Here is a 12032-nt window from a genome sequence, read left to right as displayed (position 1 = left end):
CAGCCTAGTGCCGTCCGTCGCCGACGTCGGTGGGACCTTTGGCGAGCGGACGGTGAACCGCGCGTGGACGCGGGTCAGAGGGCCTGCACGATGCGCTCGACCTGGTCCTTCGCGTCGCCGAACAGCATCGCCGTGTTCTCGCGGAAGAACAGGGGGTTCTGCACGCCGGCGTAGCCGGTGGCCATCGAGCGCTTGAACACGACCACCTGCTTGGCGTGCCACACCTCGAGGACCGGCATGCCCGCGATCGGCGAGCCCGGGTCCTCCAGCGCGGCGGGGTTCACGGTGTCGTTCGCGCCGATCACCAGCACGACGTCGGTGCCGGCCAGGTCGTCGTTGATCTCGTCCATCTCCAGGACGATGTCGTACGGCACCTTCGCCTCGGCGAGCAGCACGTTCATGTGCCCGGGCAGCCGGCCCGCGACGGGGTGCACGCCGAACTTCACGTCCACGCCGGCGGCGCGCAGCCGCTGCACGAGGTCCGCGACCGGGTACTGCGCCTTGGCGACCGCCATGCCGTACCCGGGGGTGATGACCACGCTGCCGGCGTTCTTCAGCATCTCCGCGACCTCCGCGGCCTGCACCTCGCGGTGCTCGCCGAGGTCGGCGGCCGCCGTGCTCACGGTGCCGCCCTCCGCGCCGAACCCGCCGAGGATCACGCTGACGAACGACCGGTTCATGGCCCGGCACATGATGTAGGACAGGATCGCACCGGAGGAGCCGACGAGGGCGCCGGTGACGATCAGCAGGTTGTTGCTCAGCATGAAGCCCGCAGCCGCCGCGGCCCACCCGGAGTACGAGTTGAGCATCGACACGACGACGGGCATGTCGCCGCCGCCGATCGCCGCGACCAGGTGCCAGCCCAGCGCGAGCGCGACGACGGTCATGAGGACCAGGGGCACGAGCGACGGGCTCGCGAGGAACCAGGCGAGCAGGCCGCCCGACACCGCGAGGGCGCCGAGGTTCAGCCAGTTGCGCCCCGGCAGCGTCAGCGGCGCCGACCGCATCCGCGCGGACAGCTTGAGGTAGGCCACGATCGAGCCCGTGAACGTCACGGCGCCGATGAGCACGCCCAGGTAGACCTCGACCAGGTGCACCGCGTCCGCGTGCGTCTCGGTCAGGTAGGAGTTGAAGCCGACCAGGACGGCCGCGATGCCGACGAACGAGTGCAGCATCGCGATCATCTCGGGCATCTGCGTCATCTCGACGCTGCGCGCCCGCCACGTGCCGACACCGACGCCGATGACCAGCACGAGCGCGATGAGGAGCAGGGTGACGAGCGGGTCCCGCTCGGACCGGTCGAGGCTGAGCACCACCGTCGCGGCCAGGGCCAGGCCCATGCCGACCATGCCGAGGGCGTTCCCGCGGCGCGCGGTCTCCTGCTTGGACAGCCCCGCGAGGCTCAGGACGAACAGGACGGCGGCGACGAGGTAGACGCCCTGCACTGCGGAGGTGAGCATCTCAGGCCTCCTCCTTCCGGAACATCCCGATCATGCGGTAGGCCACGAGGAAGCCACCGAAGATGTTGATGGAGGCGACCGCGGCCGCCGCGAACGCCAGGGCGGAGACCACCCAGTCGTCGCTGCCGATCTGGAGCAGCGCGCCGACCAGGATGATCCCCGAGATCGCGTTGGTCTGGGCCATCAGCGGCGTGTGCAGCGAGTGGCTGACGTTCGAGATCACGTAGTAGCCGACGAACACCGCGAGCACGAAGACCGTGAAGTGCCCGAGGAACGCGGCCGGGGAGAACGTGATGGCCAGGGCCAGCAGCACGGCGCCGAGCGCGAGCCCGACCAGCTGCCGACGCCCCCGGCGCCGGGCGTCCTCGCGGGCGCGCCGCGCCTGCTCGGCGGGATCGACCGGCGCGACGGCCGGCGTGGCGTCCGCGGCGGGTGCGGCCGAGACCTGCACGGGCGGCGGCGGCCACAGCACCTCGCCGGCGCGCGTGACGGTCATGCCGCGCTGCACGACGTCGTCGAGGTCGAGGACGAGCGCGCCGTCCTTGCCCGGCGTCAATAGCTTGAGCAGGTTCACCACGTTGGTGCCGAACAGCTGCGACGTGTGCCGCGCCATGCGGCTGGTCAGGTCGGTGTAGCCGAGGATCGTCACGCCGTTCGGGGTGACCACCTTCTCGCCCGGCACGGTCAGCTCGCAGTTCCCGCCGCCCGACGCGGCCAGGTCGACGATCACGCTGCCCGGGCGCATCGCCGCGACCATCTCGGCGCTGATGGTGCGGGGCGCGGTGCCGCGGACCAGCGCGGTGGTGATGACGATGTCGGCCTTGGCGGTCTCCGCGGCGTACATCTGGGCGGTGAGCCGCTCCTGCTCGGCGGTGAGCGCGCTGGCGTAGCCGTCGGCGCTGACCTCCTGCTGGGCGGCCTGCGCCTGCACGAACGACGCGCCCATCGACTCGATCTGCTCGCCGACCTCCGGGCGGACGTCGTACGCGCGGACCTGGGCGCCGAGGCTCCCGGCCGCGCCGATCGCCGCGAGACCCGCGACGCCCGCGCCGATGACGAACACCGTGGCGGGCGGGGTCTTGCCGGCGGCCGTGACCTGACCGGTGAACATGCCGCCGAACTCCTCGGCGGCCTCGATGACCGCGCGGTAGCCGGCGACGTTGGACATCGTGCTCAGCACGTCGAGGGCCTGCGCGCGCGAGATGCGCGGGACGGCGTCGAGCGCGAGCGCGGACACCTCCCGGGCGGCCAGCGCCTCGACGAGCTCGGGGTGCGCGGCGGGCGCGAGCATCGAGATCACGGTGGCGCCGGGCGTCAGCGCGGCGACCTCGCCGCCGGACGGCGCGTTCACCGCCGTGACGACGTCGCTCGCCCAGACCTCGGCGGCGTCCGCGAGGGCCGCGCCGGCGTCGGTGTAGGCCGCGTCCGGGAAGCTCGCCGCCGCTCCGGCGCCGCGCTCCACGACGACCTCGTAGCCCAGCTTCGCGAGCTGCGCGACCGTCGCCGGTGTCGCCGCGACCAGGCGCTCGCCCGGCCGGCTCTCCTTCGGGACGCCGATCCTCATCGACCCTCCTCCTCTCGGTGCGCGCGCCTGGCCCGCAGGTACGCGCACGACGGGCCGTGCGGGGGCGCGACCGCGACCATCCTGCCCGGGTCCGGCGGTCCGCGTGCGGGACCTCCGGCCCGGGACGGCTGCGCGAGCACGCCCCGGGGTCGGCGGTGCAGGTCAGGAGCCCGCGGCGCGCTCCCCCGCCCGCAGCCGGTCCTCCCACGCCGCGGTGGCGCGACGCAGCTCGCCCTCGGCGTCCAGGCCTGCGCGCTGGGCGTCGAGCACCAGCGCCAGCAGCCGGTCGCCCACACCGCCGGTCGGCTCCGGCGCCCGGGGCTCCAGCCCCGCGCGCGCCGCCCGGGATGCGACCTTCTGCGCCCGGGCGAGCGCCCCCATCGCCAGCGGCACGCCGTCGAGCACCGACTCGCGCTGCTTCTCCTCGCGCTTGATCCGGTCCCACTGCCGGTTCACGCCGTCCGCGTCCGCCACCTCCGCGTCCCCGAAGACGTGGGGGTGCCGGCGGACCAGCTTCTCCACGAGCCCGTCCGCGACGTCGTCGATGCCGAACGGCGACTCCGGGTCCTCCTGGGCGATCCGCGCGTGGAACACCACCTGCAGCAGCAGGTCGCCGAGCTCCTCGCGCAGGTGATCGCGGTCGCCGCGCTCGACGGCGTCCGCGACCTCGTACGCCTCCTCCAGCACGTACGGGACGAGGGACGCGTGCGTCTGCTCCGCGTCCCACGGGCAGCCGCCGGGCGAGCGGAGGCGGTCCATGACGGCGACGAGGCGGCGCAGCGCGTCGGGGTCGGGCCCGCCCTCGCCGGCCGTCCGGGCGTCCGTCACGCGGCGGGCCGGGTCACCGGGGGCCGCGGCACGGCGCTCCGGGTCACGGGGCGGGGACGGCGGCGTCGTCGTCGGTCGCGGGGACGAGCCACGCGTACGTCGTCGTGCCGATCGTCCCGTTCTCCCCCGCGGTGCCGTACCGGGGGCTGACCGTGAAGTCGAGCGCGCCGAGGTCCGCCTGGAGGTCGGTCAGCGCCTGCTCGGCGTCGTCGGAGTCCTGGAGGCCCTGGATCTCCATCACGTACCGCATCACGGTGACCGACGCGTCCGAGAACTCGCGGCCGGCCTGCCCGCCGGCGGCGACCACCTGGGCGTCGAGGGCGTCCTCGGCCTGCTCGGTCGACACCCCGACGCCGGCGTCCTCGGCGTGCCGCGCGATGACCGGCTCCTGGACCAGCACGCCGACGATCGCGGACTGGGTGACGCCCTGCAGGACGTCCGCGAGCTCGCGGGTCGCGGTGTCCACGTCCGAGGCACGGACCACCCGGTCCCCCACGACCGCGGCGGCGCCGGGCTGCCCGCCGCCGCACGCCGCCAGCGTCCCCGCCAGCGCCACGGCGCCGATCGTCGTCAGCACCCGTCGGTCCGTCTTCCGCGTCACCGCACGCTCACCTGGCCTTCTCCTGGTCCGCACCCTCGCCCGACCTCGACATCGTAGGGGTGCTCACCGTGCGGCCGTGCCCACCCCGGCCGCCGCCGACACGTCGCCGAGCACCACCGCGTCGATGAGCTCGCGCGCCCACGCGAGGACCGCCTCGCCGTGCAGCGGCTTGCCGCCGATCCGCGCGGTCGTGGGGAACGGCACGAGCACGGTGCGCAGCGCCGGCTTGAGCACGCTGCCCGGGTAGAGCCGCTTGAGCCGCAGCTGCGCGGACTCGGGCAGCTCGACCGGCGCGAACCGCACGAACTTGCCCTGCGCCGTGATGTCGGTGAGCCCGGCCGCGCGGGCGTGCAGCCGGAACCGGGCGACCGCGAACAGGTTCGTCACCGCCTCGGGGATCGCGCCGTACCGGTCGACCAGCTCCGCCGAGATCTCCGCCAGCGTCGCCTCGTCGGCCGCCGCCGCGAGCTTGCGGTACGCCTCCAGGCGCAGCCGCTCGTGCGCGATGTAGTCGTGCGGGATGTGCGCGTCGACCGGGAGCTCGACGGTGACGTCCGGCAGCTCCTCGGGCTGGTCGCCGCGGTAGGACGCGACGGCCTCGCCGACCATGCGGATGTACAGGTCGAACCCGACGCCCTCGATGTGCCCCGACTGCTCGCCGCCGAGCATGTTGCCCGCGCCGCGGATCTCCAGGTCCTTCATCGCGACGGCCATGCCCGCCCCGAGGTCGGTGTTGGCGGCGATCGTCGCGAGCCGGTCGTGCGCCGTCTCGGTCAGCGGCTTCTCCGGCGGGTACAGGAAGTACGCGTACGCCCGCTCCCGGCCGCGGCCCACGCGCCCGCGCAGCTGGTGCAGCTGCGAGAGGCCGAGCCGGTCCGCGCGCTCCAGGATCAGCGTGTTCGCGTTGGAGATGTCGAGGCCGGTCTCGACGATCGTGGTGCAGACCAGGACGTCGAACCTCTTCTCCCAGAAGTCGACGATCACCTGCTCCAGCTGGTGCTCGTTCATCTTGCCGTGGGCCACCGCGATCCGGGCCTCGGGCACGAGCTCGTTCAGCCGGGCCGCGGTGCGCTCGATCGACTCGACCTTGTTGTGCACGTAGAACACCTGGCCCTCGCGCAGCAGCTCGCGGCGGATGGCGGCGGAGATCTGCTTCTCCTCCCACGCGCCGACGAACGTCAGCACCGGGTGCCGCTCCTCCGGCGGGGTCGCCAGCGTCGACATCTCGCGGATGCCGGTGACCGCCATCTCGAGCGTGCGCGGGATCGGGGTCGCGGACATCGCCAGCACGTCGACGTTGGTCCGCAGGGCCTTCAGGGTCTCCTTGTGCTCGACGCCGAACCGCTGCTCCTCGTCGATGATCACCAGGCCGAGGTCCTTGAACCGGATCTCGCCCGTGATGAGGCGGTGCGTGCCGATGACGACGTCGACGCTGCCGTCCTTCAGCCCGTCGACCACCGCCTCCGACTCCGCCTTCGTGTTGAACCGGGACAGGGCCTTCACCACGACCGGGAAGCCCGCGTACCGCTCGGAGAACGTGTCGAGGTGCTGCTGCACGAGCAGCGTCGTCGGCACCAGGACCGCGACCTGCTTGCCGTCCTGCACGGCCTTGAACGCCGCGCGCACGGCGATCTCCGTCTTGCCGTAGCCGACGTCGCCGCAGACCAGCCGGTCCATCGGGATCGGCTTCTCCATGTCGCGCTTGACCTCGTCGATGGTCGCGAGCTGGTCGGGCGTCTCGACGTACGCGAACGCGTCCTCCAGCTCCCGCTGCCACGGGGTGTCCGGGCCGAACGCGTGGCCGGACGTCGCCATCCGGGCGCTGTAGAGACGGATGAGCTCGCCGGCGATCTCCTTGACCGCCTTGCGGGCGCGGCCCTTGGTCTTGGCCCAGTCGGAGCCGCCCATCTTGTTCAGGCTGGGGGCCTCGCCGCCGACGTACTTGGTGACCTGGTCGAGCTGGTCGGTCGGCACGAACAGCCGGTCGCCCGGCTGGCCCCGCTTGGACGACGCGTACTCGATCACCATGTACTCGCGGGTCGCGGCGGCGGCGCCCGTGCCGATGGTGCGGGACACCAGCTCGACGAACCGGCCGACGCCGTGCTGCTCGTGCACCACGAAGTCGCCGGGACGCAGCTGCAGCGGGTCGACGACGTTGCGCCGCCGGCTCGGCATCTTGCGCATGTCGCGGGTCGACGAGCCGGGCCGGCCGGTCAGGTCGGACTCCGAGAACACGGCGAGCTTGAGGCTCTCCGCGACGAAGCCCGGCCCGACCTGGGCCGGGGTCACCAGCACGACGCCGCCCTCGACGTCGTCCTCGATGGCGGCGACCAGGCGGGCGGGCACCTCGGCGGCGCGCAGCTGCTCCGTCATCCGCTGGGCGGGGCCGTGGCCCTCGGTGGCCAGGACCAGCCGCCACCCGTCCTGCTGCAGGCGCCGGACGTCGGACACGGCGCGCTCGACCTCGCCGCGGTACCGCTCGACGTCCCGGGCGGCGACCACGAGGGTCTCCACGCCCTCGCCGGCGCGCACGTCGTCGGCGTCCGGCGTCGCCTCGGAGGACGCGTCGGCGTCGAGGGTGAACGGGCTGAGCGTCCACCACCCGAGGCCGCGCACGGCCGCGAGCGCCCGGACCTCCGCGAACGAGGCGAACGACGCGGCGGACAAGTCGAGCGGGGTCGCGGCGCCCGCGGCGGCGGACGTCCACGCGGCCTGCAGGAACTCCTCCGTCGTCGCGATGAGGTCGTGCGCCCGGCGGCGCACGCGCTCCGGGTCGGCGAGCACGAGCAGCGCGTCGTCCGGCACCAGGTCCAGCACGGGGACCATGCGGTCGACGAGCACGGGTGCGAGGGACTCCATGCCCTCGACGGCGATGCCCTCCGCGAGCTTGTCCAGCATCTCCACCGCGCCGGGCAGCCGCTCGACCAGCGACGCGGCGCGCTCCCGGACGGCGTCGGTCAGCAGGATCTCCCGGCAGGGCGGCGCCCACAGGCCGTGGGTCGCGACCTCGAGGCTGCGCTGGTCGGCGACGGAGAACCAGCGGATCTCCTCGACGTCCTCGCCCCAGAACTCGATGCGCAGCGGGTGGTCCTCGGTGGGCGGGAAGACGTCGAGGATGCCGCCGCGGACGGCGAACTCCCCGCGGCGCTCCACCATGTCGACCCTGCTGTAGGCGGCGGCGACCAGGCGGTGCGCGACGTCCTCGAGGTCGGCGGAGTCGCGCACGTTCAGCGACACCGGCTCGAGCTCGCCGAGCCCCTCGACCACCGGCTGCAGCAGCGCGCGCACCGGCATGACCAGCACCCGGATCGGGCCGGCGTGACCGTGCTCGGCGGTGGGGTGCGCGAGGCGGCGGAACACGGCGAGGCGCCGGGCCACGGTGTCGCTGCGGGGCGAGAGCCGCTCGTGCGGGAGCGTCTCCCAGGCGGGCAGGACCGCGACGTCGTCGTCGGGCAGGTAGCAGCGCAGGGCGGCGGCGAGCTCGTCCGCGTCGCGGCCGGTGGCGGTCACGACGACCAGCGGGCGGCCGGGGCGCTTCCCGCCGGGGGCGCCGTCGGCGGCGGACGGGGCTGCTCCCGGGGCGCCGGCGAGGGCGGCGAGCAGGGGCGGCCGGATCCCGGCGGGACCGACCACGTCGACCTCCCCGCGGGAGCGGACGAGGGACGCGGCGCGGGCGACGGCGGGGTCGGCGAGGAGGACGGGCAGCAGACCGGCGACGTTCATGGGTTCCTTCCGCCACGGGGGCGCACAGCACGGCAACCCCGGATCCGTCGGATCCGGGGTGGGAGCACCACTGTACGAGCGACCACCGACACACTCACCCGCACGGCCGCGCCCTTCTTGACAGGTTCTGCACCGTTTGTCCTAATTTGCGCAGATGGTTCGCCCCGGGGACTCCCCCGCGGCGCGGCCGTGACCAGGAGCGGCCGCCCGGCCGCTGCCGATCACCCCCGGGGGGCGACGTGACCGACACCGCGCACCGCGCCGCGTCGTCGCCCGCGTCCGCGCCCTCGGCGCCCCTGCTCCCGCCGGTGCCCTCGGGCCCGCAGCTGCCGGTCCTGTGGAGCCTCAACGGCCTGCGGGCCGCGGGCGCCGTGCTCGTGATGCTGTACCACGTGAACTCCTGGAACCTCCAGGTCATCCGGGGGTCCAGCGCCGGCTACACCGGGGTCGGGCTGTTCTTCGTGCTGTCAGGCTTCGTGCTCACCTGGACGGCGCGGCCGGGCACGACGATCGGCACGTTCTACGCGCGCCGGCTCGCGCGCATCTACCCGAACCACCTCGTCGCGTTCGTGCTCGGCGTCGCCGTGACGGTGCTCGTCGCCGGGACCGCCCTCGACGTGCCGACCGTCCTCGCCGGGCTCTTCCTCGTCCAGGCGTGGTCGCCGGACGGCGAGGTCGTGTTCGCGGTGAACGGCGTCGCCTGGTCGCTGTCGTGCGAGATCGCGTTCTACCTGGTGTTCCCGCTGCTGCTCTGGGGCCTGCGCCGGATGCGCGCGGGCACCCGCGCCGTCGCGGCCGGCGTCGCGCTGGCCGTCCCGCCGGTCATCGGCCTGCTCTGGCCCGGCACCATCGCACTCCTGTTCCACCTGCCGCCGAGCCGGCTGCCGGAGTTCGTGCTCGGCATGGTGACCGCGATGGCGGTGCAGGAGGGGTGGCGGCCCCGGCTGCCCGCCCCCGTGCTGCTCGGCGCGCTCGCGGTCGGCATCCTCGGCGCCGCCCGGTTCGAGGTGCACCCGACGCTGCTGACCGCCGTGCTCGCCGCCGTGTTCGCGCCGCTGGCCGCCCGGTGCGCGTGGGGCGACATCTCCGGCGGGAACCGGTGGGCGCGGCACCCGGTCGTGATGCTCGGCGGGGCGCTGTCGTTCTCCTTCTACCTGCTGCACGAGCTCGTCATCAAGGTGCTCGTGGCGACCCCCGTGCGGGGACCCGTGACGATCCCGGTGGTGCTGGTCGTGGGCGCCGGGCTGGCGTTCCTGCTCTGGCGGGGCGTCGAGATCCCCGTGCGGGCCGGCATCCTCGCCGCGCTCCCCGAGACCGCGCCGCCGGTGGCGACGATCCGGCACCGGCCCGCCACCGGCAGGCCCCGGCACGGCCGGCCGCGGGCGGTCGCGTGGTCGTTCCCGGTGCCGACCCTGCGGGTGCCGACGCCGCCGGTGCCGACGCCGCCCGAGCCGCCCCGGACGGCCGCGGCGCCCGCCGCCGTCGCCCGCCCCGACGTCGCCGCCCCTGCTGCTGCTGTTCCTGCCGCTCCGGCTGTCGACGATGGGACGTCCGAGCGGACACGCCGTCGGCGTGTCGGCCCAGACGTTCCACCCGGGGCGGTTGCCGCGCCCGGGGGCACGGTGGCGCTGCCGCCCGGACGCCAGCTCACCGGTGCCGTTCCCGCCGGGGCACCGATGGCCGCGTCTGCCGCGATGGGGATGGTCACCGCGGTCGCGGTGCTCGGCTCCGGGGCGCACGTCGGCACGTCGCCGGCCCACCCGTCCTCCTGGCAACCCGTCCCCGCGCCGGCGCCCCGGCCGCGCACCGCCGCGAGCCGCCGACGTCCGGCGCCCGCCGCCCCGCCGGCCGGCCGCGCCTGACCGCAGACGGCACCGGACCACGGCCGCGGCGCCGAGTGGGCAGACGATGCCGCCTCGACGGCCCTGGAGGGGACGTCTACCGCCCTCTCGGCGACGGAGCGGGCGGGCAGGCGGAGCCGGACCGGAGCGGGGCGGGGCAGGCGGAGCCGGACCGGAGCGGGGCGGGCGGGCGCGGGGCAGGCGGGGCGGGTCAGGAGGCGGTGCCGTGGAGGGCGTCGGCGGTGGGGGTCGCGGCGCGGGCCTCGCCGCCGCGCGAGCGGCCCGCGGACCAGAACTGGTAGACCGACCCGCGGTGGTCCTCGTCGGCGCGGACCGGCGCCCCGTCCGGCACGGCCGCGAGGTCCTCGGGCAGCGCGGTGGGCGGCACGGAGTCGCGGGGAACGAGCGCGACCGGCACGGCGGCGCGCGGCGCACCCGCACCGCCCGCGACGTCTCCGGCCGCCGACTGCGGGCGCTGGCGGTAGGGGGTGCCGACCAGGCGCAGCATCTCCCGGTGGTAGGCGACGGCCGCGTGCGCCCGCAGCCGCTCCCCGGCCCGTCCGCGGCCGTGCCCCAGCGCCGCGAGCCGCAGCCACCGCCCGGCGAGCCGGACCAGGACCGACGGCCGGGCGGGTCGGACGTCACGCAGGTGCCGGTCCACGTAGGCGGCGGCACGGCCGTGCGCCCTCGCGCGGGCGATCAGCTCCCGGCGGGAGAGCGCGCGGGGGCCGAGGTGGCGCTCGACCGGGACGCCCGCGACCGGCTGCTCACGGAACCCCGCCCCGACGACGTCCCGGCGGAACACGACGTCACCGCCGTACGGGCGCGCGCCGGTGCCCAGGTCCTCGTCGAAGCCGACGGACTCGAGCACGGCCCGGCTGGCGCCCATGCTGACCCCGCTGAACGGCCCGCCGGCCACGGGCGGGTCGGGCACCACGTCGAGGTAGGCGGCCGCCAGGTCCGGTGACAGCCAGGAGCGGTCGAGCCGGTCCGCGAGCCGCACGGCACCGCCGACCAGGTCCGCGTGCCCCGCGCGCAGCGGCGCGGTCATCGCGACGACCCAGTCCGTGGGGACCCGCACCTCGGCGTCCGTGAACAGCAGGTACCGGCCGCGGACCGCGGCCACCCCGACGTTCCGGGCGCGACCCTCGCCGACGCCGGGCGCCGCCACGACGCGCACGCGCGGGTCCGCCGGGAGCGACGCGGCCGACAGCCGCGCGACGTCCCGGGCCACCAGCAGCACCTCGCCGTGCAGGCGCTCGCCCCGGAGCCGGACGGTGCCGCGACGGCCGCGGCCGGCGGCGTGGTCGAGCGCCGCCAGCAGGCTGCGGACCGAGGCCGCGAGCTCGTGCTCGGCACCGGACGCGACGACGACCACCGAGACGTCCGCGCGTGCGGCGGGGTCGGCCACGCTCACCTCCGGCTCGGTGGACCCCGGCGCCGGGCGAGACCGGGCGGGGAAGGTGGGCATACCCTCGCAAATCGGTCATGCCGGGGTCGAGCCGGGTCACCCGGGTGCCGCACGCAGCCGGGTGACCCGCCGCGCCACGAGGGGCGGCTCACCCGTGAGGGTGGCGGGGCCGGCGTACGACGGGCCGGTCAGCCGCAGCCCGCACCGACCTCCGACGGCCGGTCTGCCGCATGCGGCACCGGCCGCCGACGGGCCCGCCGGCCGCAGGCGCACCGACGCGCGACGGGCGCGGTCAGCCGCGGCCCGCACCGACCTCCGCCGGGTGCAGGGGCGCGGGGTCGGGCAGCCCACCGCGCGCGTAGCCGATCCCGAAGCCGGTGGCCCACGCCAGCCGGGCGACGTCGCCGGCGGCCGGGCCCCGCCCCCCGTCGCCCCCGCCCGGGAGGGCGCGCGGGGCGGTCGGCGCGGGCCAGGTGCGGCGGGTGGCGGGGGCGGCATCCGGCCGGACGGACCCGGCCGTCCCGAGCGACCCCGCCGGCCCGACCGCGTCCGCCGACGCCGCCGAGCGGTCGGACCCGGCCGCCCCGTCGGACCCCACGGGCCC

7 protein-coding genes and 1 pseudogene are annotated in these 12032 nt (G+C 75.6%); 1 reads left to right on the top strand and 7 read right to left on the bottom strand.

The window, feature by feature from the left end; genetic code table 11:
- Positions 1-74: 74 nt before the first annotated feature.
- The 5 genes from pntB to mfd form a co-directional block, all read right to left on the bottom strand.
- Positions 75-1460, bottom strand: a complete 1386-nt coding sequence (gene pntB / locus QNH85_RS11845) for a Re/Si-specific NAD(P)(+) transhydrogenase subunit beta (protein ID WP_282946731.1) — start codon at positions 1458-1460, stop codon at positions 75-77.
- A 1-nt stretch (position 1461) separates the two neighbouring features.
- Positions 1462-3024: a Re/Si-specific NAD(P)(+) transhydrogenase subunit alpha gene (locus QNH85_RS11840; protein ID WP_282946729.1), complete on the bottom strand. Its 1563-nt coding sequence runs from the start codon at positions 3022-3024 to the stop codon at positions 1462-1464.
- A gap of 162 nt (positions 3025-3186) precedes the next feature.
- Positions 3187-3852: a nucleoside triphosphate pyrophosphohydrolase gene (gene mazG / locus QNH85_RS11835; RefSeq protein ID WP_282946727.1), complete on the bottom strand. Its 666-nt coding sequence runs from the start codon at positions 3850-3852 to the stop codon at positions 3187-3189.
- Between the two features lie 43 nt (positions 3853-3895).
- On the bottom strand, positions 3896-4453 hold the full coding sequence (locus QNH85_RS11830; protein WP_282946725.1) for a hypothetical protein: 558 nt from the start codon (positions 4451-4453) through the stop codon (positions 3896-3898).
- Between the two features lie 63 nt (positions 4454-4516).
- The gene (mfd, locus tag QNH85_RS11825; RefSeq protein ID WP_282946723.1) at positions 4517-8176 is read right to left on the bottom strand and encodes a transcription-repair coupling factor; all 3660 of its coding nucleotides are present in this window, start codon (positions 8174-8176) and stop codon (positions 4517-4519) included.
- 239 nt (positions 8177-8415) lie between these two features.
- Here mfd and QNH85_RS11820 point away from each other — a divergent pair, with 239 nt between their 5' ends.
- Positions 8416-10038 carry an acyltransferase family protein gene (locus QNH85_RS11820; protein ID WP_282946722.1) on the top strand — a complete coding sequence of 541 codons (1623 nt, stop codon included), beginning with the start codon at positions 8416-8418 and terminating at the stop codon, positions 10036-10038.
- Positions 10039-10228: 190 nt separating this feature from the next.
- Here QNH85_RS11820 and QNH85_RS11815 read toward each other — a convergent pair whose 3' ends face one another.
- Positions 10229-11428, bottom strand: a complete 1200-nt coding sequence (locus QNH85_RS11815; protein ID WP_282946720.1) for a glycosyltransferase family 2 protein — start codon at positions 11426-11428, stop codon at positions 10229-10231.
- A 292-nt stretch (positions 11429-11720) separates the two neighbouring features.
- A pseudogene (locus QNH85_RS11810) lies at positions 11721-12032 on the bottom strand (hypothetical protein); the annotation flags it as partial.

The organism is Cellulomonas endometrii (assembly GCF_949769265.1).
Taxonomy (GTDB): Bacteria; Actinomycetota; Actinomycetes; order Actinomycetales; family Cellulomonadaceae; genus Cellulomonas; species Cellulomonas endometrii.
Note: the sequence above shows the minus strand (reverse complement) of the source record. Positions and strands in the feature narration are given on the sequence as shown.

Excerpts from the sequence above, each read along its gene's own strand:
- mfd (WP_282946723.1), bottom strand. The coding sequence starts at position 8,176 with ATGAACGTCGCCGGTCTGCTGCCCGTCCTCCTCGCCGACCCCGCCGTC.
- pntB (WP_282946731.1), bottom strand. The coding sequence starts at position 1,460 with ATGCTCACCTCCGCAGTGCAGGGCGTCTACCTCGTCGCCGCCGTCCTG.
- QNH85_RS11840 (WP_282946729.1), bottom strand. The coding sequence starts at position 3,024 with ATGAGGATCGGCGTCCCGAAGGAGAGCCGGCCGGGCGAGCGCCTGGTC.